The sequence below is a fragment of the Streptomyces sp. NPDC002602 genome, assembly GCF_042889445.1.
Lineage (GTDB): Bacteria > Actinomycetota > Actinomycetes > Streptomycetales > Streptomycetaceae > Streptomyces.
The window spans coordinates 500,019-522,996 of record NZ_JBIAQX010000003.1; the positions used below are offsets into that span (position 1 = coordinate 500,019).

Consider the following 22,978-nt stretch of genomic DNA (forward strand, 5'->3'; position numbering starts at 1 on the left):
GGTGCGGGGGTACCGCGCGCGCCGGGACCGCGGGCCGCGCCGGGGCGGAGCGGGACGGTCAGACCGCGGTGAGGTCGCCCTGGAAGCGGCGGAGCTTCTTCATGGGGGCCAGCTCGGACTCGTAGACGCGCTTGACGCCGTCGCCGAGGGCGGTCTCGATGGTGCGGATGTCGCGGACCAGCCGGGTCAGGCCGCCCGGCTCGACGGAGGCGGCCTGGTCGGAGCCCCACATCGCACGGTCGAGGGTGATGTGGCGCTCGACGAAGGTGGCGCCGAGGGCGACGGCGGCCAGGGTGGTCTGGAGTCCGGTCTCGTGGCCGGAGTAGCCGATGGGCACGTTGGGGTACTCCTCCCGAAGGGTGTTGATCACCTTCAGGTTGAGTTCCTCGGCCTTGGCCGGATAGGTCGAAGTGGCGTGACAGAGAAGGATGTTGTCGCTTCCGAGCACCTCGACGGCGTGCCGGATCTGCTTGGGGGTGGACATGCCGGTGGACAGGACCACGGTGCGTCCGGTGGCGCGCAGCGCGCGCAGCAGTTCGTCGTCGGTGAGGGAGGCGGAGGCCACCTTGTGGGCGGGGACGTCGAACTTCTCCAGGAAGGCGACGGCCTCGGTGTCCCACGGGGAGGCGAACCAGTCGATGCCGCGCTTGGCGCAGTGCTCGTCGATGGCCAGGTAGTCGGCCTCGTCGAACTCGACGCGGTGGCGGTAGTCGATGTAGGTCATCCGGCCCCAGGGGGTGTCGCGTTCTATGTCCCACTGGTCGCGCGGTGTGCAGATCTCGGGGGTGCGCTTTTGGAACTTGACGGCGTCGCAGCCGGCTTCGGCGGCGGCGTCGATGAGCGCGAAGGCGTTGCCGAGGTCGCCGTTGTGGTTGATGCCGATCTCGCCGACGACGTAGACGGGGTGACCGGGGCCGGCGGTGCGCGAACCGAAGCTGCGGAGGCGGGAGTTGGCGGTGGAACTCATGACAGGTGACGTCCTTCGAACGGTGCGTGCGGGTACGGGGTCCGGGTCGGGGTGCACGAGGGGGTGTGGTTCGGGATGGTGCTCGGGGTGGTGCTCGGGTCGGGGTTCGGGTCGGGGCTCGGGTCGGGGCTCGGGTCCGGGTTCGAACAGCGGGGCGACGAGGCGGGCCCGGGCCAGGTCGTGCGGGTCGTCGATCTCCAGCACCCGCGCCGGGTCGGTGGCGACGGGCAGGGTGCGGCCGAAGAAGCGGTGCCGGGCGGTACGGAACCCGGCGGCGGCCATCGCGTAGGCGGCGCCGGTCTCCAGCAGGTCCTGGGGGCGGTCCTGGCGGCGGGGGCGGTGGGTCGTCTCGTGGTTGACACCGGCGCCCGAGCCGTCGGTGTCCGCCCGCCAGAGGAAGCCGTGGAAGGGGGCCACGGTCAGGGCGGAGTCCGCCGCGCCGGAGGCGACGGCGGCGGCCACGGACTCGACGTCGGAGGGGGTGAGGAAGGGGCTCGTGCACTGGACCAGGAGGACCACGTCGACGGTGACGGAGTGGAGTTCCTCGAACGAGTCCAGCGCGTGCAGCAGGGCGGCCTCGCTGCTCGCGGTGTCCCCGGAGAGCGCGGCGGGGCGGCGCACCGCGTGCGCCCCGGCGGCCCGGGCCGCACGTGCGATGGCCTCGGAGTCGGTGGAGACGAGCACGTCGGTGACGGTCGGCGCGGCGAGGCAGGCGCGTACGGCCCGTGCCACGAGCGGGGTTCCGCCGACGAGGGCGAGGTTCTTGCCGGGGACACCCTTGGAGCCGCCGCGGGCGGGGATCACCGCGAGCACCCTCGGCCCGGAACCCGCGACGCGGGTCAGGGGTGCGCGGCGGGTGCTCACAGCTCCCCCAGGCGTCGGATCACGGGGGCCACCCGTTGGACGCCGTGCCGGTAGGCGCCCCGGGCGACCTCGCGCAGGTGTGCGCGGAGCCAGCGGCGGGCCGGGGACCGCCCCGCGTCCGGTCGGACGGCGCCGGGCAGCGGGGTCCCGTCGGGGGCGAGGTGGTGGCGGGCCAGGATGCCGGGGAGGTATCCGGGGGCGGTGATCGGGGTGTAGTACGGGGCGACGGGCGGGAGTTGCGCCCGTCCCAGGAGGTCGCCGAGTCGTGCTCGGGCCGCGTCGAAGGGGTCGGCGGCGGCCTCGGGCACGGCCGTGACGGCGCCCGGGGCGGCGGTGTTCCGTGCGGCGGCACCCGGCCCGGCGATCGGGGCCACGCCCTGGTCGGCGAGCCAGGCCGGGTCCGCCCGCGGCAGCAGCCCCTCGTCCAGTTGGTCCCAGGAGGCCAGGCAGCCGGAGCCGAGGAAGTGGTGGTTGCCGAGCGCCTCGCGGATGCCGAGGTCGGTCAGGACGGCGGTCGGGATGCCGCGGTGCAGGGATTCCAGGGCGGCGGTGGAGGACACCGTGACCAGCAGGTCGGCGCCGTCCAGCACCTCGCCCATGTTCCCGTACACCAGGCGGCAGTTGGCGGGCATCCCCCCGGGCAGGCGGTCGGCGAGCCGCTGGTACGGGTGCTCCTCCAGGTGCGTGGTGTGCTCCCCGGGCCGGCTGCGGAGTTTGACCGACACCTGTCGGTCGGGGTGGCGTCGGGCGTGCCCGGCGGCTCGCGCGAGGAGGTACGCCCGGTCCGCGCGGCTCTCCGGAACGGAGGGCTGGACGGCGAAGACGACCGTCCGGGCGCGGCCCGCATCGGGCACGTGGGGGGCGCCTCCCAGGAAGGGCAGCGCGGTCTCGGTGACGGCGTCCGGATCGGCGCCCACGCCCTCGTACACGGCGCGGAACCGGCCCGCGTCGTGGCGGGAGTTGGCGAGGACGAGGTCGGCGCCGTGCCGCAGCAGCAGACCGTCGGCGAGCTTCTCGTAGACGACCCCGACGTAGCCGGTGACGAACACGGGGCGGGCGGCCGGGTCGGGCCACAGTGCGCGGGCCCCGTGCAGGACGGCCTGGACGGCGCCGCCGACGAGGGCGAGGACGACCACGTCGTGACGGTCGCGTCCGGGGGCGATCTCCGCGAGGAACTCGGCGCAGGTCACCTCGGTCGGTCCGGGGGTGCCGTCGCCCGTTCCCGCGGCCGTCTCCACGCCGACCTCGCCGAGTTGGCGGGCCGTGGGGGTGGCCCGGCCGCGCAACAGGTATCCGGTGGGGAGGTGGTCGGGTGCGAGACGGTGCGCGGTGAGGGCACCCCATTTCCACCGCGTGTCGGAATCTGCGAGTACGGCGATGCGTCGATCGCCACGACTGCTACTGGCTGGCACCCGGCCGAAGCTATTCCGCATTTCCGGTGATCGGCCCAACGAGCGCACAACAACTGGTTAACAACCCGTCGACGAAATGCGAAAGCGGACCGGTTAACGCGCCCGCCCCGCGTCGTTCACATGGAATACGCGCCCGGGTCACGGTGAATGCCGGAGGGCGCCCTAATGTCTCGCTGGTGGTGAAGCTCTCTGTCGTCGTGCCGTTCTTCAACGTGCAGACATACGCCCCGGATGCCCTGAAAAGCCTCGCACTCAATGCTCGGGAGGACTTCGAGTTCCTGCTGGTCGACGACCGGTCGACGGACGGGACGCCCGAACTGTTGGAACGGGCCGCCGCCGATCTGCCCGGCGCGGTGTTCCTCGGACGGGACGAGAACGGCGGCCTGGCCACCGCCCGCAACACCGGGTTGGACGCGGCGCGCGGCGAGTACCTCGCCTTCCTCGACGGGGACGATTGGCTGGCGCCCGGTCACCTGGCCCGCACGCTGGCCGCCATCGAGGCCCTGAACTGCGATTTCGTCCGTACGGACCATGTCCAGGTGACGGGGCGGGCGCGCAGCGTGCAGCGCGTCCCGTACGGGCCCGAGGGGGTCGTGGCCGATCCGCGTGCCGGGATCCTGCCGGCCGGCCGGGCCACGGCGGTGGACTATCCGTTCGCCTGGGCGGGGATGTACCACCGGCGGCTGCTGGACCGGGGTCTGTTGCACTTCACCGACGGGCTGCGGACGGCTGAGGACCGGCCGTGGATCTGGCGGCTGCACCGGGAGGCGAGGTCCTTCGCGCCGGTCGGATTGCCGGGGGTCTTCTATCGGAGGGGCATTTCCACCTCACTGACCCAGATCGGCGACGAGCGTCAGCTCGATTTCATTCGCGCATTCGATCAAGTCCTTTCGGAGGCGGCGGCCGACCGGGAATCCGATCTGCTGCTGCCGAAAGCCGTTCGCACATATTGCGCCATCATCGCGCACCACATCGGATCCATCGAAAGGTTCGAACCGGCCGTGGCCAGAAAACTCCGCGCGATGAGCGCGGCAGCCCTCGCGCGCATGCCCCGCGCGGTGTTGGAGCAGGCCCTGGACTCGATGGACACCGAGCGCTCCACGCTGCTGCGCGGGCTGCGCCGCCGCGGCCCGGCGGGAGCCGCCGCGTGAACGTCACCCAGATCTTCCTCGCCTCCACCCCGTACGGCGCGGCGACGCTCGCGGCCGGCGTCGACGCGAATGTCTTCCCGCCCGCCGGCCGGCGGATCCTGCTGACGAGCAACCACTCCGTCACCCCCGAGATCACCCCCGGGCTCACCGCGATGCCGGGGTTCGAGGCGCTGCGCCGGCGCTTCGACGAGGTGCGCGACTGGAACGCGTTCATCGCGCCGCAGCACCCGGGCACCTGGACCCCGCGCGCCGAGGACGTCCCTTTGTGGGAAAGGCAGTTGAGGGCGTCGTGGGGGCTCGGGGAGGACCGGGTCGAACTGGTCGTGGAGTCCCTTCAGGTGCCACCGGCGCAGGGCCTGTGCCAGGTGTTCCCGGGCGCGGCCGTCGACGTGTACGCCGACGGGCTGATGAGTTACGGCCCCACCCGCGTCCGGCTCGACCCGCGGATCGGGATGCGGGTGCGACGGGTCCTGCACCTGGACCTGGTTCCGGGATTGGAGCCGTTGCTGCTGACGGAGTTCGGCGTGCGGGCGGAGCCGGTGCCCTCGGCGGACTTCCTGAAGGTGCTGGCGGAGCTGGCCTCGTACGGGGAGCCGCCGGCTCGTGTCGGCGAGTCCCCGGCGGTCCTGTTGGGCCAGTACCTCGCCTCGCTGGAGCTGATGTCCGCGGCGGAGGAGGAGGACCTGCACGTGGAGATGGTGCGCGGCGCGTACGCCCGGGGCCATCGGGAGCTGGTGTTCAAACCGCACCCGAGCGCGCCGGCGGCGTACTCGCGGCGGGCGGAGGAGGAGGCGCGGCGGTTGGGGGCGCGGCTGACGGTGATCACGGAGCCGGTGTTGGCGGAGACCCTGTACGAGCGGCTGCGGCCGGCGCTGGTGGTGGGCTGCTTCTCGACGGGCCTGTTGACGGCGTCGACCCTGTACGGGATCCCGGTCGCCCGGACCGGGACGGGAGCCCTGCTGGAGCGGTTGACCCCGTACGAGAACAGCAACCGGATCCCGTTGGTCCTGGTGGACGCGCTGCTGCCGGACCTCGCGGGGGCGGGTGAGCCTCCGCGGGCCGTCGACCTGCCCGCCCTGGTGGCGGCGGTCGGTTTCGCGATGCAGCCGCGCGTGCTGGCGGAACGGCGGGCGGAGGCGGAGCGCTACCTGGCGGCGAAGCCGATGCCGGAGACCGCGCGGTACTTCAGGCGCCGCCGCCTGACGGCCCTGGCGCTGCCGGGCGGGGTCCCGGCGCGGCTGTCGTTCCTTCCGCGCAACCCGCTGGTGCGCCGGGCGGGTCGTCGGCTGCTGCGCCGGTTCCCGGTGCTGCGCCGGCTGCGCTGACGCCCGGCGGGGGCCGGTCCGGCTCCCCCGCCCGGCCGGTCAGCCCGTGGCGAGTTTGGCGGCGAAGCCGAGGAAGAGGACGCCCGCGGCGGAGGTCGCGCCGGCGGACAGCCGCTTGCGGCGGCGGAAGGCCGCCGACAGACGGGTGCCGGTGAAGATCAGGGTGGACAGGTACAGGAAGCTGGCGAGCTGCGACAGCGTGCCGAGGAGCAGGAAGGACAGGGCGGGGTAGGCGTACCCCGGGTCCACGAACTGCACGAAGAACGACAGCAGGAACAGGATGGCCTTGGGGTTGAACAGGCTGACCACCAGCGCCCGCCGGTAGGGCCGCTCGTCCGGCACGGCGGGTTCGGCCAGCGCCTCCTCCTGGCGCAGCGCCCGGTCGCGCCACATCCCCCACGCGGCCCGCATCATGCCCACGGCGAGCCACGCCAGGTAGCCGGCGCCGAGCAGTTTCACCACCGTGAACACCACCGGGCTGGCCTGGAGCAGCGCGCCCGCGCCGGCGGCGGTGAGCACCATCAGGACGGTGTCCCCGGTGAACACGCCGCAGGCGGCCTTGTATCCCTCCCGGACTCCCTTGCGTGCCGCGACGGACAGCACGTACAGCGAGTTAGGTCCGGGGAGGAGGACGATCAGGACAAGGCCCGCGAGATACGTCGGCAGATCGGTGACACCCAGCATTCCGCGAGTGTCCCACGCCGGTCCGAACGTCCGACAGTCATTTCGCCGCCGCCCGCCGGGGGGCCTCCCCGGCCGTCCGGTACGCGCCACGCGACGCGGTCCTTCGTGGAACCGACCGGCCCGGGACTGATACAACCTTCCCCGGCCGATGCCCGGGTCGTCCGCGCCGTGACGGTGGCTGGTCACAATGGCGCAACATCCCGCGAGCGTCCGCAACTCTCCATGGCCCTGAGACATCACCTAGTTACACAACGCTGAAATCGGGGGACCGCAATGCCACGTCAGAGAGTCTTGATCCGCACGCTCGGGTTGGCCACCGCCGTCGCGCTCGCCGCGACCGCCTGTGGACCGCAGAAGTCGGAATCCAAGGATTCCGCCTCCTCGGCTCCGTCGGCGTCCACGGCGGCGCCGTCCCCTTCCGCCTCGCCTTCCGGCTCGGACGACAAGCCCGGTGGCGCCTCGCCGTCGGCGTCGCCCTCGTCCTCGGCGTCGGATTCCCCGTCGGCCTCCGCCTCGCCCTCGCAGTCGCCCGCCGTCCGGCCGATCATGGCGAACGGGGACGAGAGCGAGCAGATCCGCGAACTCCAGGCACGACTCAAGCAGCTCAAGCTGATGTCGGTGGCGCCCACCGGCTTCTACGGTTCGAAGACGACCGCCGCGGTGAAGGTCTTCCAGTCGGGCCACGGCCTGCCCGCGACCGGTTCGGTGGACGACGCGACCTGGAAGACCGTCCAGGGGGCCAGTCGGAAGCCGACCGAGGCGGAGCTGCGTCCGCCGACCACCATCGAGGTCGACACACCGGACCCGCGGTGCATGCGGGGCCGGGTGATGTGCATCAGCAAGGAGAGCCGGACCCTCGCCTGGATGATCGACGGCAAGATCGTCTCGTCGTTCGACGTGCGCTTCGGGTCGGAGAACACCCCGACCCGCGAGGGCGAGTTCAAGGTCGAGTGGAAGGCCAAGGACTGGACGTCGACGATCTACCACACGCCGATGCCGTACTCGATGTTCTTCAGTCAGGGCCAGGCCGTGCACTACTCCTCGGACTTCGCGGCCCGCGGGTACTCCGGCGCCTCGCACGGATGCGTGAACGTCCGGGACAAGGGGAAGCTGGCGGCGCTGTTCGACCAGGTGAAGGTGGGCGACAAGGTCGTCGTCTACTGGTGATCCGCGAGCGCGGCGGGGTCCGGAGGTAAAGGGCGCGGGCAGGGCCGGGGGAACGTGCCCCGCCCGCGCCGGTTGCGCAGAGCCCAGAGGTACGGGGGGAACCCCGGCTCATGCGCGGCCGATGACCAGTCGGCTCGATATGTACTGCGCCGGCGATTCGAAAAGTGTTACAGCGACGGTTCAGCGCTTCGTGCGGAAGCCGAGCGCGCCGCCCGGGTTCAGGGTGGGCGACTGCGGGACGGTGCTCCCGTCGTTGCTTCCGGGGCCGCTCTTGGTGACGTCGGTGCCGTCCAGAAGGGCCTCGCAGAAACGCGCGATGTTGGCCCGGTTCTTGGCGAGACGGATCAGGTGGTCGCGCCGCTCGCCGACGATGTGCCCCATGCGGTACTCCTCGCACAGGTCCTTGGCCGCCCGTACCCCGCCCTCGCGGTCGCGGTCCTTGCCGCCGCCCGAGGGGGTGGAGTTGCCGAAGCCCTTCTCGTCGGGCCTGTCATCGACGGTGTCGTCGGTGCCGTCGGTGCCGTCGGGTCCGGAGTTCGTGGCGATGGGGCCCGCGGTCGGTCCCGCGACGGTCTCGGGGGTCATGCGGGACCCGGCGTCCGGGGTCGGCGAGACCCCCGGGAGGCCGGCGGTGGCCCCGCCGGCGCCGTCCCGCGCAGGAGTGGTGGGCCGCGCCTGCGGGGCGGTGCGCGTGGGGCCCACGAGGTCGCCGGACGCCGTGGGGTCCGAGTCCGCGCCGACCGAGACGCTCGGCAAGGGGCCCGCGGCCTCGTGCGTGGGCCGGTCCAGCAGCCCGGTGCCCACGGTGGCCGCCAGCCCGCCGACGGCGACGCTCGCCAGGGCGGCCGCCAAACCCAGCCGCACGGGCGCGCCGCGCCGTCGCGGCGCGGGTACGCGAACGCGCACGGGCGGTGCGGGGGCCAGGTCCACCAGGACGTCACGTTCGCCCGTCGGATCGGCGTCGGCGCGGTCCAGCGGGCTCGTCCCGGGCCGTTCCACGCCGTGGGCCGCGCGGAACGCGGACAGGGCGGCGGCCTCCCCGGGCAGTTCCCGCCCGGGAGCGAGCGGCGGGGTCAGCGCGTCGAGCGCCGTGCGCAGTCGGGCCGCGGCGGCCCGGTCGCGCGGGTCGGCGTCGGGGCCCAGCGGTGGTTCTCCGCGCAGCAGTTTGTCCGCCGCGGCTCTGTCCAGCCACCTGTCGCGCTCGTCGGCCATCACATGTCCTTCTGCGTCCGCCAACGTGAATGCGTCACACCGGTTTGTTCTACGAGGCCCCCGCCGCGGCCGCGTTGCGCCGGGACGGCGTCGAGATCCCGTACGCCTCCACCGCCCCTGGCCTGGCCCTCGGCATTATGACCGAAGTGGAGGGCGGTCCCCGCGTCCGGATCGGACAGCACGAGGGCGTCGGGGTCGACGCCGGCCTCGGCGCCCAGCAGTTCGGCGAGCTTCTTCAGGCCCCGGTGCGCGGCGGTGCGCACCGCGCCCGGGCGCTTGCCGAGGGTCTCGGCGGCGCTCTTGGCGTCCAGGCCCACGACCACCCGCAGGACGACGGCCTCGGCCTGGTCCTGCGGGAGCTGGGCTATGAGCGCCATGGTGAGGCCGGTGGAGAGGGACTCCATGGCCGCGCCCGCCGTGTCGCAGTCCGCGGCGTGTCCGGTCAGTTCGCTCTCGTCGCCTCCGATGGCGGGCCGCCGTCCGCGCATGCGGATGTGGTCGAGGGCCCGGTTGCGGGCGATGCGGGCGGCCCAGCCGCGGAAGCGGTCGGCGTCGCCGGTGAAGGAGTCGAGGTCGCGGGCGATCTGCAGCCAGGCCTCGGAGGTGACGTCTTCCGCGTCGCCGTCGCCGACGAGCGTGCGTACGTATCCGAGCAGGCGTGGGTGCGCGGCGCGGTACACAGCACGGAACGCGTTCTCGTCGCCGTCCTGTGCCGCGAGCACTGCGGCGGTCAGCTCCGCGTCGTCCCCCAGCAAAGTCCCCAACCCGTTCACTGTCCTGTACGTGTGGCGCAAATCCGCACGTTACGGCTTTCAAGTACCTCTCGTCCACGAGTTCTACAGCCGGCGACCAACCCTGTGCGGAGCGGGGTGTGACACAAAACGCATCCGGGGCGCTGACAGGGATACGGGCTTGTCGCACGAGTCCGTGACGGACGGCGACCGGGGCCTCTCCTGTGGGGGGTGGCGGCCTCGGTCGCCTTCCCCTCTTCGGGCTGGTCATACACGCCAGACGTCATCCTTTCGGCTCACTTACGGGTGAAATCCCCGAATGGGTACGACACACCCTGCTCTGCGTCGCTAGCGTGGCGACACACCCACGCCACGCCCCGAGGAGCCCCCCGCTGTCCAGCCACCTTCCGGCACAGGTTCGTGGCGGCTCCGACCCTTCCCGCGGATCCGGGCTGACGCGGTTCAACGCCCTCTCGCCCGAAGCGGCCCACGCGGCCCTGTCGTTCTGCTGCGGCAGCCGGCGCTGGGCGCACCGAATGACCGCGCACCGACCGTATCCGGACATCGCGTCGCTGTTGGCCGCGGCCGACGAGGCCTCGTACGACCTCTCCCAGGCCGACCTGACGGAGGCCCTGGCCGGTGAGGCGTCGGCGGAACTCGGACACGGGGCCTCGTACGCCGCCCGGCTCGCCCTCGACGCGGCCCGGGCGGAGTACGAACGAACCTTCGGGCACGCCTTCGTGATCTGCCTGGACGGGCACCCCCCGGAGGAGCAGGCGGACCAGTTGCTGGCCGCGATCCGCCGCAGGATGGCTCACGAGGTGGACGAGGAACGCTCGATCTCCGCCGATGAGCTGCGACGACTCTCCCAGGCCCGACTCGCCGGTCTGTTGGACCGACTGCCCGCCCTCTTGGACCGACTGACCTCGCCCGCTGGGCTGTCTGCGGCCGATTTCGGGCTATTCGCCCCTGTGGGATAGTCCGTCCGTGCCTGTTTGATCACACCGATGGACCCGGCGCAAGGGAACCGACAAAGCGTCGCTACGATGTCCGGGGCCGGAGGACCGTACCCGGCCGGGCCCGACCGACAAAGAAGCCGGCTGGCCCCCGCCCCGCTTCCGGAGGGTTTTCCGTGCCGGCTGGAACGTTGTACCGCGGCCGGGAAGGAATGTGGTCCTGGGTGGCTCATCGAGTCACCGGCGTCCTCATCTTCTTCTTCCTGTTCGTACACGTCCTCGACACCGCTCTCGTCCGCGTCTCCCCCGAGGCGTACGACGATGTCGTGGCTACCTACAAGACTCCGATCGTCGCGCTGCTGGAGTACGGCCTCGTCGCCGCAATCCTGTTCCACGCGCTCAACGGTCTCCGCGTGATCGCCGTGGACTTCTGGGCCAAGGGCCCGCGCTACCAGAAGCAGATGCTCTGGTCCGTCGTGGGCATCTGGGTCCTGCTGATGATCGGGGCCATCCTGCCCGTCCTCAGCCACGCCTACCTCGAACTGTTCGGGAAGTGACACGCATGTCTTCTGACACTTCTCCCAACATGACCAAGACGGCCATCGGCGACGCCGGGTCCGTATCCGGGGTCTCCCTCTACGACGTCGAGAACCCGGCGCCGTACATCGAGGCCCCGCGCAAGCGGACCGGCAAGACCCCGCGCTCGACCCGTGGCAACTTCGAGATGGTCGCGTGGCTCTTCATGCGCCTCTCGGGCATCGTCCTGGTCGTTCTCGTCATCGGCCACCTCGTCATCCAGCTCGTCCTCGACGGCGGCGTCTCCAAGATCGGCTTCGCCTTCGTGGCCGGCCGCTGGGCGTCCCCGTTCTGGCAGGTCTGGGACCTGCTGATGCTGTGGCTGGCCATGCTGCACGGCTCCAACGGCCTGCGCACGGTCATCAACGACTACGCGGAGCGTGCCAACACGCGGCTGTGGCTGAAGGGCCTGCTCTACACCGCCACGGTGTTCACCATCCTTCTGGGCACGCTGGTGATCTTCACCTTCGACCCGAACATCCGCTAGGCAACGGGGCTGAGGCGAAACCAATGAAGATCCACAAGTACGACACCGTCATCGTCGGCGCGGGCGGCGCGGGCATGCGCGCCGCCATCGAGTCGACGAAGCGCAGCCGCACCGCGGTGCTGACGAAGCTCTACCCCACCCGCTCCCACACGGGCGCCGCGCAGGGCGGCATGGCCGCCGCGCTGGCCAACGTGGAGGACGACAACTGGGAGTGGCACACCTTCGACACGGTCAAGGGCGGTGACTACCTGGTCGACCAGGACGCCGCCGAGATCCTGGCGAAGGAGGCCATCGACGCGGTCCTCGACCTGGAGAAGATGGGCCTGCCGTTCAACCGCACCCCGGACGGCACCATCGACCAGCGCCGCTTCGGCGGGCACTCGCGCAACCACGGCGAGGCGCCGGTCCGCCGGTCCTGCTACGCCGCGGACCGCACCGGTCACATGATCCTCCAGACGCTCTACCAGAACTGTGTCAAGGAGGGCGTGGAGTTCTTCAACGAGTTCTACGTCCTGGACCAGCTCCTGGTCGAGGAGGACGGCGTCAAGAAGTCGGCCGGCGTGGTCGCGTACGAGCTCGCCACCGGCGAGATCCACGTGTTCCAGGCGAAGTCCGTCATCTACGCCTCCGGCGGCACCGGCAAGTTCTTCAAGGTGACCTCCAACGCGCACACCCTCACGGGTGACGGCCAGGCGGCCTGCTACCGCCGGGGCCTTCCGCTGGAGGACATGGAGTTCTTCCAGTTCCACCCGACGGGCATCTGGCGCATGGGCATCCTGCTGACGGAGGGCGCCCGCGGTGAGGGCGGCATCCTCCGCAACAAGGACGGCGAGCGCTTCATGGAGAAGTACGCGCCGGTCATGAAGGACCTCGCGTCCCGTGACGTCGTCTCGCGCTCCATCTACACCGAGATCCGCGAGGGCCGCGGTTGCGGTCCCGCCGGTGACCACGTGTACCTGGACCTGACGCACCTCCCGCCGGAGCAGCTCGACGCGAAGCTCCCGGACATCACGGAGTTCGCGCGCACCTACCTGGGCATCGAGCCGTACACGGACCCGATCCCGATCCAGCCCACCGCGCACTACGCCATGGGCGGCATCCCGACCAACGTCGAGGGTGAGGTGCTGGCCGACAACACCACCGTCGTGCCGGGCCTGTACGCGGCCGGCGAGGTCGCCTGCGTCTCCGTGCACGGCGCGAACCGCCTGGGCACCAACTCGCTGCTGGACATCAACGTCTTCGGCAAGCGCTCGGGCATCGCGGCCGCCGCGTACGCCCACGCGCACGACTACGTCGAGCTGCCGGAGAACCCGGCGCAGCAGGTCGTCGAGCTGGTCGAGCACCTGCGCAACTCCACGGGCCACGAGCGGGTCGCCGACCTGCGTCTGGAGCTCCAGGAGACGATGGACGCCTGCGTGATGGTGTTCCGTACGGAGCAGACCATCAAGACGGCGGTCGACAAGATCGCCGAGCTGCGCGAGCGCTACAAGAACGTGTCCGTGCAGGACAAGGGCAAGCGCTTCAACACGGACCTGCTGGAGGCCATCGAGCTGGGCAACCTGCTCGACCTGGCCGAGGTCATGGCCGTGTCCGCGCTCGCGCGCAAGGAGTCCCGCGGCGGTCACTACCGCGAGGACTACCCGAACCGCGACGACGTCAACTTCATGCGCCACACCATGGCGTACCGCGAGGTCGACGACAACGGCACGGACTCGGTCCGTCTCGACTACAAGCCCGTCGTCGTCACCCGCTACCAGCCGATGGAGCGTAAGTACTGATGGCCACCCCCACCCTGTCCAAGACGGACGAGATGGAGGCGGCGGCCGCCGCCTCGCCGTTCATCACGGTCACCTTCCGGATCCGCCGCTTCAACCCCGAGATCTCGGACGAGTCGCAGTGGCAGGACTTCCAGATCGAGATCGACCCGAAGGAGCGCGTGCTCGACGGTCTCCACAAGATCAAGTGGGACCTCGACGGCACGCTGACCTTCCGTCGCTCGTGCGCGCACGGCATCTGCGGCTCCGACGCGATGCGGATCAACGGCAAGAACAGGCTCGCCTGCAAGACGCTGATCAAGGACATCAACCCGGAGAAGCCCATCACGGTCGAGGCCATCAAGGGCCTCACGGTGATGAAGGACCTCATCGTCGACATGGAGCCCTTCTTCCAGGCGTACCGGGACGTCATGCCGTTCCTGGTCACCAAGGGCAACGAGCCGACGCGCGAGCGCCTGCAGTCCGCCGAGGACCGCGAGCGTTTCGACGACACCACCAAGTGCATCCTGTGCGCCGCGTGCACGTCCTCGTGCCCGGTGTTCTGGAACGACGGCCAGTACTTCGGCCCGGCGGCGATCGTCAACGCGCACCGCTTCATCTTCGACTCGCGCGACGAGGCCGGTGAGCAGCGGCTGGAGATCCTGAACGACAAGGACGGCGTGTGGCGTTGCCGCACGACCTTCAACTGCACCGACGCGTGCCCGCGTGGCATCGAGGTCACCAAGGCGATTCAGGAAGTCAAGCGTGCCCTGATCACGCGCCGCTTCTGATCCGACGCCCTGCCGCCGGGCCCGTGCCCCCTTTCCGGGGGTGCGGGCCCGCGGCGTTTCCCGGACCGTTTCCCGGACCGTTTCGCGACCGGGGGGCGCGGGCCGCCGGCCGGCTGTGGAAGGATCGTGCGCATGAGCGAGCAGCAGCCGAACCCGTACTCCGGCGACCCGGGCGCGGGGGGCCCGCAGGACGACTACAGGTGGGGCCCCGGGAACCCCGGTTACGGCTACCCGCAGCCCTACTCGGCCTACCAGCCCACCCTCGGGGGCGGGATGCCGACGGGCGCCCCCGGCTACGGTCAGGGCGGGGGGACGCTCTCCCTCGGCGACATCACCGTCGCCGGTGACCAGATCATCACCCCGTCGGGCACGATGCCGCTCAGGGGCGCCGTGTGGAACGCGATGGACATGTCCCGCACCGAGGAGAAGATCCCGACGCACGCGATCGTGCTGGCGATCTGCTTCGCGCTGTTCTGCCTCCTCGGCCTGTTGTTCCTGCTGATGAAGGAGAAGGTGACCACGGGCTACGTCCAGGTCACCGTGACCAGTGGCGGCCGCCACCACTCCACGATGATCCCGGCGACGGACGCCTACACCTTCCAGTGGGTCATGGGCCAGCTCAACTACGCCCGTTCCCTCAGCATGTGACGCGACGCCCGGGGCCGCGCGCCCCGGGCCGGCCGCCCTCGCGGCGCCCGATATCCGGTGGTGGCGTGCCGGTCGGGGGGCGAGGATCGGCCCATGATCCTCGCTCATGATGTGGCCGGGCCCCAAGACGGGCCTGCCGTGGTGTTGTTGCACTCCTCCGTCTGTGACCGACGCATGTGGGACGGGCAGTGGGCCCCCCTGGTCGAGGCCGGGTTCCGGGTGGTCCGGCCCGACTTCCGCACCTGTGGCGAGTCCCCCGCCGCGAAGGCCCCGTACAGCGACGACGGCGACGTGCTCGCCCTGTTGGACGCGCTCGGCATCCGGCGGGCCGCCTTCGTCGGCTCCTCGTACGGCGGCCGGGTCGCCCTGCGCCTCGCCGCGCACGCGCCCGAGCGGGTCCGAGCCCTGGCCCTGCTCTGTCCGGCCCGGCCGGCGCACCGGCGGGGAGCGGCCCTGACGGCCTTCAACGCCGCCGAGGCGGCCCTGTTGGCGGCCGGTGACCTGACGGGCGCGGCCGAGCTGAACGCCCGCCAGTGGCTCGGCCCGGACGCCGACGGGGCGGCGCACGCCCTCGTACGGGACATGCAGCTCGCCATCCTCCGTGCGGGGCTGTCCGCCGACGGGAACCTCGAACTCCCCGAGCCGCCCGTCGATCTCGCCGGCATCAAGGCCCCCGTGCTCGCCGTGGGCGGCGCCCACGACATCCCCGACTTCCGCGACTTCCCCGCCGAACTGCCCTCCCTCGTCCCGGGCGCCGAGCACGTGGAGCTGCCCTGGGCGGGTCATCTGCCGTCGCTGGAGCGTCCCGAGGAGACGGCGGCGCTGCTGCTGGGGTGGGCGGCGCTCCGGTCCTGACGCACGGCGGACGCGGGCCCCGACCGAAGGCTTGAACCTGTTCAAAAATGGGTCTACAGTCATGGACGTCAGCAGTTGAACACGTTCAAGGGGGCTGAGGGCAATGGACCTCACCGTGGTCGCGTACGTCATCTACCTGGTCATCAGCATCGGGCTCACCATCTGGGTCGCCCGCACGCTCACCCGCAACGGCCGGGTCTTCATCGCCGACGTCCTCCAGGGCAACGAGAAGCTCGCGGACGCCGTGAACCACCTCCTGGTGGTGGGCTTCTACCTCGTGAACATCGGTTTCGTGACGCTCTACCTCCGCTCGGCCGAGACCATCACCGAGGCCCGCGGCCTCTTCGAGGCCCTGTCGGTGAAGCTCGGAGTCGTCCTGCTCGTCCTCGGCGTGATGCACCTCGGCAACGTGTGGGTCCTCAACAAGATGCGCCGCCGGGGCATCATGGAGCGTCAGCAGACCCCGCCGGTCGCCCCCCAGGGCTGGACCGCGCCCGCCAGGGCCTGATCCCGATGACCGACGCGACCGCTCCGACCAGGCACCTGACGGTGCTCTACGACGCCGGCTGCCCGCTGTGCGTCCACATCCGACACTGGCTGCTGGGGCAGCGGTGGCTCACGCCCCTGTGGCTGGTCCCGGCCGGCTCCTTCGAGGCCCGGCGCCTCTTCCCCGGCCTCGACCACGAGGAGACGCTCCGCCGGATCACCGTGATCGGCGACCGCGGACAGGTGTGGACCGACACCGACGCCTTCATCGTGTGCCTGTGGGCCCTGGCGGAGCACCGGCCCAAGGCGAACTGGCTGGCCACCCCGGCCGGCCGGCCCTTCGCCCGGGCGGCGATGCACACCGCGTCCGCCTGGCGATCCGCGGTCCGTACCAACGGCGAAGCGGAGCCCGGGGATGCGGCCTGTGAAGAACGATGCGCCGTACCCCGATAAGGTCGGACACCGTGACTGATCAGAAGGCTCCCAAGAGCGAGCAAACCCGCACGCTCATCCTCGAAACCGCGCTCCGGCTCTTCCAGGAGCGCGGCTTCGACAAGACGACCATGCGGGTCATCGCCAAGGAGGCCGGGGTCTCGGTCGGCAACGCGTACTACTACTTCGCCTCGAAGGAACACCTGGTCCAGGGGTTCTACGACCGGATCGGCGCCGCACACCAGGCGGCGGTCCGGCCCATCCTGGACAACGAGACCGACTTGCAGAAGCGGCTCGCGGGCGTACTGACGAGCTGGCTGGACATCGCCGCGCCGTACCACGAGTTCGCTTCGCAGTTCTTCAAGAACGCGGCCGACCCGGAGAGCCCCCTCAGCCCCTTCTCGCCCGAATCGGAACCGGCGCGCAAGGCCGCGATCGACATGCACCGCGAGGTGCTGGCGGGCGCGAAGACGAAGGTGCCGGACGAACTGGCCGACGTGCTGCCGGAGCTGATGTGGCTCTCGCAGATGGGGCTGGTCCTGTACTGGGTCTTCGACCGCTCGCCGGACAGCGAGAAGACCCGCCGGCTCGCCGAGCGCGGCGCGCAGTTGACGACGCGCGGCATCATCCTGGCGCGGTTCCGGGTGCTGCGGCCGCTGGTGCGGGAGGTGCACGAGCTGTTCGCGGACTTCCTGCCCGGCATGGCCCAGACGGCGGTGTCCCGCAAGCGGGCCTCCGACCCCGACCCCGGCAAGGGGTAGGGGTCGGATGCGTTCGGGGTGGCGTCTCGGGCCCGTCCTTACACGGCCCGTCCTTCCGCGGCCGGTCGGCGCTACAGCCAGTCGAGGTCCCACAGGCGCCAGACGCCGGTGCCGTCGGAGAGGTGCTGCGCACCGGTGACGGCCTCGCGGGACATCACGTAGTCCTTCTTCTGCCAGAGCGGCACCATCGGGACCTGCTGCGCGACGATCCGCTGGAGTGCGCGGAAGTCGTCCGCCGCCTCGCCCCGGTCGGAGTGCGCCTGCGTACGGGTGATCAGCGCGTCCACGGCCTTGTCTGAGAAGCCGTTGTTCATCGTGGACCCGGCGCCGACGAGGGGGGCGAGGAAGTTGTCCGCGTCGGGGAAGTCGGCGATCCAACCGACGGTGTACGCGTCGAAGTCCCCGGCCGCGTACTGCTTCTGGAAGTCCTCCCACCTGGCGACCGCCTTGACGTCCACCCGGAAGAGACCGGTGGCCGTGAGCTGCTTGGCGATCGCGTCGGCCTCCGCGAGGTTCGCGCCGCGCTCGTTGGCACCCAGGCTGATCGGGACGGGAGTGACGACGCCCGCCGCCTTGAGGATCTTCCTGGCCGTCGCCGTGTCCGGCGCCGGCCAGGTGTCGAAGAACGGCGTGCTGTGCGACGCGATGCCGACCGGGACCAGGGAGTAGAGCGGGGTCACCGTGCCGCGGTGGACCTCGCTCGCCAATCGCGGGCGGTCCAGGACCGCCGCCACGGCCTGCCGCACGGCCGGCTTCGCCGCGGTGGAACCGCGGCGGACGTTGAAGACGAGGTTGCGGGTCTCGGTGCCCCCGGAGGCCTGGTACCGGGTGTCTTCGAGGCCCGGGTTCAGGGCCGCGAGCACCTCGGGCGGCATGTCCCGGTGGGCGACCTCGATCCGGTGGTCGCGCCACGCCCGGTCGAGCCCGGCGGAGTCCGCGAAGTACTTCACCATGACGGGCGTGCGGGCCGGCTTCGCCTGGCCCGTGTAGGTCGGGTTCGGCTTCAGCTCGGCGCTCTCGCCGGCCTTGTACGCGCCGAGCACGTACGGGCCCGATCCGTCCACCTTGCCGTCGTGGCGCAGCGCCCCGGCCGGGTACTTCTCCCGGTCGACGATCGACGCGGCACCCGTGGCGATCTTGAAGGGGAACGTGGCGTCGCGCCCGGAGAGGTTGAAGGTGACCGTCCGCCCCTCGGCCTTGACCGACTCCAGGGTGTTGAAGAGCGGTGCCGGGCCCTGCTCGGAGTTGATCTTCTTGATCCGGTCGAAGGAGTGCTTGACGTCCTCCGCAGTGATCGCGCGGCCGCTCGAGAACTTCGCGTCCGGGCGCAGTTCGCACTGGTACGTGGTCAGCTTGCCGCCGATGAACCGGCAGGCGGAGGCCGCGTCCGGGACGGGGGCCTCCGAGCCCGGCTTGACGGTCAGCAGCGACTGGTAGACGTTGCCGAACAGGGCCCAGGAACCGGCGTCGTAGGCACCGGCGGGGTCCAGGTCGGAGACGACGTCGCTCGTCCCGACCCGGATGGCGGTGCCCCGGCCGTTGCCCTCGGCCGGGAGCAACTGCCAGGCGGCGACACCGCCGCCCGCCGCGAGGACCAGCACGACCGCGATCACCTTCGAGCGGACAGACCGCATCCCCTGCACCCCGATATTCGAACCCGATATCCGACTATCGGTCACCCAATCATGGAAGATCAGCTACGGGAAGACCTGTCATGCCTGGTCAGGCCTGATATGAGGCGAGTTCGACCACGGTGATGTCGGACGGCGCGCCGACTCGAACAGGCGGCCCCCAGGCGCCCGCGCCGCGGGACACGTACAACTGTGTGTCGCCGTACCGTTCCAGGCCGGCGACGGTCGGGTTGGCGAGCTCGGCGAGGTAATTGCCGGGCCAGAGCTGACCGCCGTGGGTGTGCCCGGACAGTTGGAGGTCGACCCCGTGCCGGACGGCGTCGTGGATGACGATCGGCTGGTGCGCGAGGAGGACCGCGGTCCGGGACCGGTCGCGGTCGCCGAGGGCCGCCCGGAAGTCCGGCCCGTGGCCCTCGCTCTCGCCCGCGACGTCGTTGACCCCGGCGAGGTCGAAGTACGGGAGGGCGCGGCGCGCGTTCTCCAGCGGCTGCATCCCCAGTTCCCGGACGTGGTCGACCCACTGCTCGGCGCCCGAGAAGTACTCGTGGTTGCCGGTGACGAAGAACGATCCGTGCCGGGCCCGGAGGCCGCGCAGCGGTTCGGCGGCCCGCCCCAGGTCGGGCACGCTCCCGTCGACCAGGTCGCCGACGACGGCGATCAGGTCGGGCTGGGTGCCGTTGACGGCGTCGACGACGCGCCGGGTGTGGGCGCTGCCGAGGATCGGCCCGAGGTGGACGTCGCTGACGACGGCGATCCGGAAGCCGTGCGCGGCGCGGGGCAGCTTGGCGAGCGGCACGCGCACCCGCTTCACGCGCGGGCCGCGCAGCACCCCGTACGTCCCGTACCCGACCGTCGCGAGAGCGGCCGCGGCCGCCGCGCCGCCGACGGTCCGCGCGACGAACCGGCGCCGGGTGAGGACGGCGGCGTCGAAGGCGGGTTCGTGGGCGGGCGCGGCTTCGGCGGTGGGGTCGGCGGCCGGCGCCCGGTCCGCCGGTGCGGTCGGGTCGGGCTCCGCCGCCGGATCCACGGGAGCGGAAGCCGGAGCGGAAGCCTTGGCGGAAGCCGGAGCGGAGGCCTGGGTGGAAGCCGGGGAGGAGACCGGTACGGGGACCCGCGCGGCCGGCGGCGTGACCCGGCGGAGCCAGACGGCCCGGACCACTTCCCCGACGAGCATCGCCAGGGTCAGGTACAGCAGCACGGCCAGCCACATGAACCCCGGCCACGCCACCGCCTGCTGGAGCGGGAACGGCGCCCCGGCGCGCCCTGCGACCAGGGCGGCGACGGCCGCGAGCGGCAGGGCGAAGGCCAGGGCGGTCCCCGTCCGGCGCGGCAGACCACCCGGTCGGGTGGTGTCACGGACCAGGCGCACCCACAGCCAGCGGTGCACCAGGGCCAACAGGCCCAATACGGCGAGCGCGACGAGCGCGACCACGATTACGGTCATCGTGATTCACGCCGCAGCGCGCGCAGGGAACGCAACCCGATCACCCCTACGGCCGTCCCCAGGAGAAAGGACGCCACCGCCAGTCCACAGTGGACCCAGAAGTAGGTCGTGGGATCACCGGCGGTGTCGAAGGCCAGACCGCTGCCGTTCTTCCACAGGTTCCGGACGAAGGACACCCAGATGATCCAGCTCCACACTCCGAAGGCGAGCAGGAACCAGGAGGCGGTGCGGCTGAGTTTCATGTCCCCAGTATCGGATTCGTCGCCGGGCCGGACGCGCCAGGGTGGGCTAGACCGGCGGTGGTTCCGGCGGGTTGGCCGGTCAGCGACGGTGGACAGCCCATCGGGATGTACTTTCACCTGCGTGTATGCCAAGAAGACCGCGCTGACGGTCCTGTCCGCCGCGCTGCTGCTCCCCGCCGTGTTCTCGGCCCCCGCGCACGCCGCCCCGACCCCGCCCGCCGACGGGAAGGGCCGCCCGCGGATGGACGGTGGCCCGCCGGCGTCGATGTCCACCGTCGGCGGCACGACGCTCGGCCAACCGGGCACCCAGGTGAACCTGCTGCCGGGCGCGCCCGCACTGCCCACCAACCTCACCGGGCGGTCGTGGATCGTCGCGGACGCGGAGACGGGCGCCGTACTGGCGGCGCACAACGCGCACTGGCGGCTTCCCCCGGCCTCCACCATGAAGATGCTGTTCGCGGACACCGTGCTGCCGAGCCTGCCCAAGGACCGGGTGCACAAGGTCACCGAGCAGGAGATGGACGGGGTCGGCGCGGGGAGCAGCCTGGTCGGGGTGAAGGAGGACCACGAGTACACCGTCCACGACCTGTGGCTCGGCGTGTTCCTCCGCTCGGGGAACGACGCCGTGCACGTACTTTCGGCCATGAACGGCGGCATCGAGAAGTCCGTCAAGGACATGCAGGCGCACGCCGAGGAGCTCCAGGCCCTCGACACGCACGTGGTCTCCCCGGACGGGTACGACGCGCCGGGGCAGGTCTCCAGCGCCTACGACCTCACCCTGATCGCCCGCTCCGGGTTGCAGAAGGCCGACTTCCGGGAGTACTGCGGCACGGCGAGCGCGAAGTTCCCGGGCCTCCAGGAGGCGGGCAAGCCCCGCGACTACTTCGAGATCCAGAACACCAACCGGCTGATGACGGGTGCGTACGGACTCTCCCCCTACAAGGGCATCGCCGGGGTCAAGAACGGCAACACCAGCATGGCCGGCTCGACCTTCACCGGCGCGGCCCAGCAGGGCAACAAGAAGCTGCTGGTCACGGTGATGAACCCGGGCTCGGACGGGGCCAACTCGGTGTACGAGGAGACCGCCGCGCTCTTCGACTGGGGTTTCTCGGCCGCCGGGAAGGTGAAGCCGGTCGGTGAGCTGGTGCCGCCCAAGAGCGCGGACACCAAGTCGCACGGCGCCCCCGCCCAGACGCACGAGAAGGAGACGTCGGCGGGCGGCGACGACTCCGGCAGCAGCGGCGTGGGAACCGCGCTCGGCATCGCGGGCGGGGCCCTGGCCGTACTGGCGGGCGGGGCGTTCGCGGTCAACCGGCGGTGGCCGCGCCGCGGTCGCCGGGGCGACGAGGACCTGGTCTAGGCCGTCTCTTCCGGGACGGGCCGTCGGATCAGGGGCGCGCGGGCCCCGCGGAGGGGCTTGCGCCGCCCTCGTCAGGGGCCTGCTCCGGGGTCCCCTTCGAGGCCTGCGGGTCGCGACGGTCCTGCGGGTCGTGCGCGCCGTCGCCGCCGTCGCCGTCCTCGTCGTCACGGGTGGCCGTCCAGGCGGCGCAGAACAGCAGCAGCTTCGCCGTGAAGTTGATCCAGAGCAGCAGGGCGATCGGCACGCCGAAGGCCCCGTACATGCTCTTCGCGGCGACCTCCCGCATGTAGCCGCTCAGCAGCAGCTTCAGCAGTTCGAAGCCGGCCGCGCCGATGAGGGCGGCCTGGATCAGCCGGGAGCGCGACGGCTCCACCCCGGGCAGCAGGGTCAGCAGGTACAGCAGGAGCAGGAAGGCGGCCACCACGCCGACAACGAAGGCCCCGGACCTCAGGAGCGCGCCGCCCGCGCCCTCGCGCGGGATGCCGAGCCATCCGCCGAACTTGCCCACGGCGCTGGAGCCGAGGATCGAGGCCGCCGCCGAGCAGAGGGCCGCGCCGCCGAGGCCGAGGAGCACCAGCCCGTCCTTGCCCTTGCGGGCGACCGGGTTGCCGAGGTCCTCGTCGTCCTTGTCCCACACGGCGCGCAGGCAGTCGCGCATCGAGCCGACCCAGCCGATGCCGGTGAAGAGCAGCAGTGCGCCCGCGACGAGCCCGATGGTGCCCGCGTTGGCCACCAGCGCGTTGAGGTCGAGCTGGTCGGAGATGCCGGGCACCTGCTCGGCGAGGCTCTTCTGCAGCCGGTCGAGCTGCTCCTTGCTGAGCAGCGCCGCGCCGACGGCGGCGGCGACGGTGATCAGGGGGAAGAGGGCGAGGAAGCTGATGAAGGTGATCGCGGCGGCCAGCCGGGTCCAGTGCACGCGGTCGAGCCGCTGGTAGGACCGCCACGCGTGCGTGCGCATCGCCGCGGCCGCCAGGGGCCCGATCACCGGGAGTTTCGTCAGCCAGTCCATGGGGTCACCGTAAATGAGCTGCCGGAAATAGCC

The 22,978-nt window shown here is 71.4% G+C and carries 24 protein-coding genes and 1 pseudogene; 14 read left to right on the top strand and 11 right to left on the bottom strand.

Features of this window, described 5'->3' with window-relative positions; translation table 11 throughout:
• Positions 1 to 58: 58 nt before the first annotated feature.
• The 3 genes and pseudogenes from ACFYW3_RS11605 to ACFYW3_RS11615 form a co-directional block, all read right to left on the bottom strand.
• Positions 59 to 967, bottom strand: coding sequence for an N-acetylneuraminate synthase family protein (locus ACFYW3_RS11605; RefSeq protein ID WP_389386265.1), 909 nt, complete (start codon positions 965 to 967; stop codon positions 59 to 61).
• Between the two features lie 444 nt (positions 968 to 1,411).
• A pseudogene (locus ACFYW3_RS11610) lies at positions 1,412 to 1,831 on the bottom strand (cytidylyltransferase domain-containing protein); the annotation flags it as partial.
• The gene (locus ACFYW3_RS11615) at positions 1,828 to 3,264 is read right to left on the bottom strand and encodes a DUF6716 putative glycosyltransferase (protein WP_389386151.1); all 1,437 of its coding nucleotides are present in this window, start codon (positions 3,262 to 3,264) and stop codon (positions 1,828 to 1,830) included. The gene ACFYW3_RS11615 and the pseudogene ACFYW3_RS11610, both read right to left, overlap by 4 nt.
• A gap of 155 nt (positions 3,265 to 3,419) precedes the next feature.
• Between ACFYW3_RS11615 and ACFYW3_RS11620 the strand changes: the two genes are divergently transcribed.
• Positions 3,420 to 4,394, top strand: a complete 975-nt coding sequence (locus ACFYW3_RS11620; RefSeq protein ID WP_389386266.1) for a glycosyltransferase family 2 protein — start codon at positions 3,420 to 3,422, stop codon at positions 4,392 to 4,394.
• A complete protein-coding gene (locus ACFYW3_RS11625; protein WP_389386152.1) occupies positions 4,391 to 5,719 on the top strand; it encodes a polysialyltransferase family glycosyltransferase in 1,329 nt (442 codons plus the stop codon). Before ACFYW3_RS11620 ends, ACFYW3_RS11625 begins: the two co-directional genes overlap by 4 nt.
• A gap of 39 nt (positions 5,720 to 5,758) precedes the next feature.
• Here the strand turns inward: ACFYW3_RS11625 and leuE are convergent, their stop codons facing one another.
• Positions 5,759 to 6,403 (bottom strand): leucine efflux protein LeuE, encoded by a 645-nt coding sequence (leuE, locus tag ACFYW3_RS11630; RefSeq protein ID WP_351379930.1) that lies wholly within the window; start codon positions 6,401 to 6,403, stop codon positions 5,759 to 5,761.
• Between the two features lie 281 nt (positions 6,404 to 6,684).
• The gene (locus ACFYW3_RS11635; RefSeq protein WP_351755427.1) at positions 6,685 to 6,951 is read right to left on the bottom strand and encodes a hypothetical protein; all 267 of its coding nucleotides are present in this window, start codon (positions 6,949 to 6,951) and stop codon (positions 6,685 to 6,687) included.
• Between ACFYW3_RS11635 and ACFYW3_RS11640 the strand changes: the two genes are divergently transcribed.
• Complete coding sequence (locus ACFYW3_RS11640; RefSeq protein ID WP_389386153.1) at positions 6,950 to 7,570, top strand: L,D-transpeptidase family protein; 621 nt, start codon at positions 6,950 to 6,952, stop codon at positions 7,568 to 7,570. The genes ACFYW3_RS11635 and ACFYW3_RS11640 overlap by 2 nt on opposite strands.
• Before the next feature lie 180 nt (positions 7,571 to 7,750).
• On the opposite strand, the gene ACFYW3_RS11645 is transcribed toward ACFYW3_RS11640, so the two are convergent.
• Together ACFYW3_RS11645 and ACFYW3_RS11650 are read right to left on the bottom strand one after the other, a co-directional pair.
• Positions 7,751 to 8,782 carry a hypothetical protein gene (locus tag ACFYW3_RS11645; protein WP_389386154.1) on the bottom strand — a complete coding sequence of 344 codons (1,032 nt, stop codon included), beginning with the start codon at positions 8,780 to 8,782 and terminating at the stop codon, positions 7,751 to 7,753.
• Positions 8,782 to 9,537 (bottom strand): RNA polymerase sigma factor, encoded by a 756-nt coding sequence (locus tag ACFYW3_RS11650; protein WP_389386267.1) that lies wholly within the window; start codon positions 9,535 to 9,537, stop codon positions 8,782 to 8,784. The genes ACFYW3_RS11645 and ACFYW3_RS11650 overlap by 1 nt, the downstream gene beginning before the upstream one ends.
• Before the next feature lie 329 nt (positions 9,538 to 9,866).
• On the opposite strand from ACFYW3_RS11650, the gene ACFYW3_RS11655 reads away from it, so the two are divergent.
• From ACFYW3_RS11655 to ACFYW3_RS11700, 10 genes are all read left to right on the top strand, one after another.
• Positions 9,867 to 10,493: a 2-oxo-4-hydroxy-4-carboxy-5-ureidoimidazoline decarboxylase gene (locus ACFYW3_RS11655; RefSeq protein ID WP_389386155.1), complete on the top strand. Its 627-nt coding sequence runs from the start codon at positions 9,867 to 9,869 to the stop codon at positions 10,491 to 10,493.
• Positions 10,494 to 10,645: 152 nt separating this feature from the next.
• Positions 10,646 to 11,026, top strand: a complete 381-nt coding sequence (gene sdhC / locus ACFYW3_RS11660; RefSeq protein ID WP_351755416.1) for a succinate dehydrogenase, cytochrome b556 subunit — start codon at positions 10,646 to 10,648, stop codon at positions 11,024 to 11,026.
• Between the two features lie 5 nt (positions 11,027 to 11,031).
• Positions 11,032 to 11,532, top strand: coding sequence for a succinate dehydrogenase hydrophobic membrane anchor subunit (locus ACFYW3_RS11665; RefSeq protein WP_389386156.1), 501 nt, complete (start codon positions 11,032 to 11,034; stop codon positions 11,530 to 11,532).
• 23 nt (positions 11,533 to 11,555) lie between these two features.
• On the top strand, positions 11,556 to 13,310 hold the full coding sequence (sdhA, locus tag ACFYW3_RS11670; protein ID WP_267796757.1) for a succinate dehydrogenase flavoprotein subunit: 1,755 nt from the start codon (positions 11,556 to 11,558) through the stop codon (positions 13,308 to 13,310).
• Positions 13,310 to 14,077 carry a succinate dehydrogenase iron-sulfur subunit gene (locus ACFYW3_RS11675; RefSeq protein WP_053682828.1) on the top strand — a complete coding sequence of 256 codons (768 nt, stop codon included), beginning with the start codon at positions 13,310 to 13,312 and terminating at the stop codon, positions 14,075 to 14,077. Before sdhA ends, ACFYW3_RS11675 begins: the two co-directional genes overlap by 1 nt.
• A gap of 132 nt (positions 14,078 to 14,209) precedes the next feature.
• Positions 14,210 to 14,725, top strand: coding sequence for a hypothetical protein (locus ACFYW3_RS11680; RefSeq protein WP_351755413.1), 516 nt, complete (start codon positions 14,210 to 14,212; stop codon positions 14,723 to 14,725).
• Positions 14,726 to 14,818: 93 nt separating this feature from the next.
• Complete coding sequence (locus tag ACFYW3_RS11685; RefSeq protein ID WP_389386157.1) at positions 14,819 to 15,580, top strand: alpha/beta fold hydrolase; 762 nt, start codon at positions 14,819 to 14,821, stop codon at positions 15,578 to 15,580.
• Positions 15,581 to 15,683: 103 nt separating this feature from the next.
• A complete protein-coding gene (locus tag ACFYW3_RS11690; RefSeq protein WP_267825881.1) occupies positions 15,684 to 16,088 on the top strand; it encodes a hypothetical protein in 405 nt (134 codons plus the stop codon).
• A gap of 5 nt (positions 16,089 to 16,093) precedes the next feature.
• Entirely contained in the window at positions 16,094 to 16,519 is a 426-nt protein-coding gene (locus ACFYW3_RS11695; RefSeq protein WP_351755408.1) for a DCC1-like thiol-disulfide oxidoreductase family protein, read from the top strand.
• On the top strand, positions 16,501 to 17,259 hold the full coding sequence (locus ACFYW3_RS11700) for a TetR family transcriptional regulator (RefSeq protein WP_384617724.1): 759 nt from the start codon (positions 16,501 to 16,503) through the stop codon (positions 17,257 to 17,259). The genes ACFYW3_RS11695 and ACFYW3_RS11700 overlap by 19 nt, the downstream gene beginning before the upstream one ends.
• A 71-nt stretch (positions 17,260 to 17,330) precedes the next feature.
• Here ACFYW3_RS11700 and ACFYW3_RS11705 read toward each other — a convergent pair whose 3' ends face one another.
• From ACFYW3_RS11705 to ACFYW3_RS11715, 3 genes are all read right to left on the bottom strand, one after another.
• A complete protein-coding gene (locus ACFYW3_RS11705) occupies positions 17,331 to 18,893 on the bottom strand; it encodes an ABC transporter substrate-binding protein (RefSeq protein WP_351755406.1) in 1,563 nt (520 codons plus the stop codon).
• A gap of 88 nt (positions 18,894 to 18,981) precedes the next feature.
• Positions 18,982 to 20,334, bottom strand: coding sequence for a metallophosphoesterase (locus ACFYW3_RS11710; RefSeq protein WP_389386158.1), 1,353 nt, complete (start codon positions 20,332 to 20,334; stop codon positions 18,982 to 18,984).
• Positions 20,331 to 20,576: an SCO4848 family membrane protein gene (locus ACFYW3_RS11715; protein ID WP_053682813.1), complete on the bottom strand. Its 246-nt coding sequence runs from the start codon at positions 20,574 to 20,576 to the stop codon at positions 20,331 to 20,333. Before ACFYW3_RS11715 ends, ACFYW3_RS11710 begins: the two co-directional genes overlap by 4 nt.
• 121 nt (positions 20,577 to 20,697) lie before the next feature.
• Between ACFYW3_RS11715 and ACFYW3_RS11720 the strand changes: the two genes are divergently transcribed.
• A complete protein-coding gene (locus ACFYW3_RS11720) occupies positions 20,698 to 21,936 on the top strand; it encodes a D-alanyl-D-alanine carboxypeptidase family protein (protein WP_389386159.1) in 1,239 nt (412 codons plus the stop codon).
• 28 nt (positions 21,937 to 21,964) lie between these two features.
• Here ACFYW3_RS11720 and ACFYW3_RS11725 read toward each other — a convergent pair whose 3' ends face one another.
• Positions 21,965 to 22,945 (bottom strand): YihY/virulence factor BrkB family protein, encoded by a 981-nt coding sequence (locus ACFYW3_RS11725; protein WP_351755396.1) that lies wholly within the window; start codon positions 22,943 to 22,945, stop codon positions 21,965 to 21,967.
• Between the last annotated feature and the right edge of the window lie 33 nt (positions 22,946 to 22,978).

Coding starts and splice junctions, on each gene's coding strand:
- ACFYW3_RS11690 (WP_267825881.1), top strand. CDS start 15,684: ATGGACCTCACCGTGGTCGCGTACGTCATCTACCTGGTCATCAGCATC.
- ACFYW3_RS11700 (WP_384617724.1), top strand. CDS start 16,501: ATGCGCCGTACCCCGATAAGGTCGGACACCGTGACTGATCAGAAGGCT.
- ACFYW3_RS11675 (WP_053682828.1), top strand. CDS start 13,310: ATGGCCACCCCCACCCTGTCCAAGACGGACGAGATGGAGGCGGCGGCC.
- ACFYW3_RS11605 (WP_389386265.1), bottom strand. CDS start 967: ATGAGTTCCACCGCCAACTCCCGCCTCCGCAGCTTCGGTTCGCGCACC.
- ACFYW3_RS11710 (WP_389386158.1), bottom strand. CDS start 20,334: ATGACCGTAATCGTGGTCGCGCTCGTCGCGCTCGCCGTATTGGGCCTG.
- ACFYW3_RS11705 (WP_351755406.1), bottom strand. CDS start 18,893: ATGCGGTCTGTCCGCTCGAAGGTGATCGCGGTCGTGCTGGTCCTCGCG.
- sdhA (WP_267796757.1), top strand. CDS start 11,556: ATGAAGATCCACAAGTACGACACCGTCATCGTCGGCGCGGGCGGCGCG.
- ACFYW3_RS11685 (WP_389386157.1), top strand. CDS start 14,819: ATGATCCTCGCTCATGATGTGGCCGGGCCCCAAGACGGGCCTGCCGTG.
- ACFYW3_RS11645 (WP_389386154.1), bottom strand. CDS start 8,782: ATGGCCGACGAGCGCGACAGGTGGCTGGACAGAGCCGCGGCGGACAAA.
- leuE (WP_351379930.1), bottom strand. CDS start 6,403: ATGCTGGGTGTCACCGATCTGCCGACGTATCTCGCGGGCCTTGTCCTG.
- ACFYW3_RS11680 (WP_351755413.1), top strand. CDS start 14,210: ATGAGCGAGCAGCAGCCGAACCCGTACTCCGGCGACCCGGGCGCGGGG.
- ACFYW3_RS11725 (WP_351755396.1), bottom strand. CDS start 22,945: ATGGACTGGCTGACGAAACTCCCGGTGATCGGGCCCCTGGCGGCCGCG.
- ACFYW3_RS11615 (WP_389386151.1), bottom strand. CDS start 3,264: ATGCGGAATAGCTTCGGCCGGGTGCCAGCCAGTAGCAGTCGTGGCGAT.
- ACFYW3_RS11665 (WP_389386156.1), top strand. CDS start 11,032: ATGTCTTCTGACACTTCTCCCAACATGACCAAGACGGCCATCGGCGAC.
- ACFYW3_RS11695 (WP_351755408.1), top strand. CDS start 16,094: ATGACCGACGCGACCGCTCCGACCAGGCACCTGACGGTGCTCTACGAC.
- ACFYW3_RS11635 (WP_351755427.1), bottom strand. CDS start 6,951: ATGATCGGCCGGACGGCGGGCGACTGCGAGGGCGAGGCGGAGGCCGAC.
- ACFYW3_RS11640 (WP_389386153.1), top strand. CDS start 6,950: ATGGCGAACGGGGACGAGAGCGAGCAGATCCGCGAACTCCAGGCACGA.
- ACFYW3_RS11715 (WP_053682813.1), bottom strand. CDS start 20,576: ATGAAACTCAGCCGCACCGCCTCCTGGTTCCTGCTCGCCTTCGGAGTG.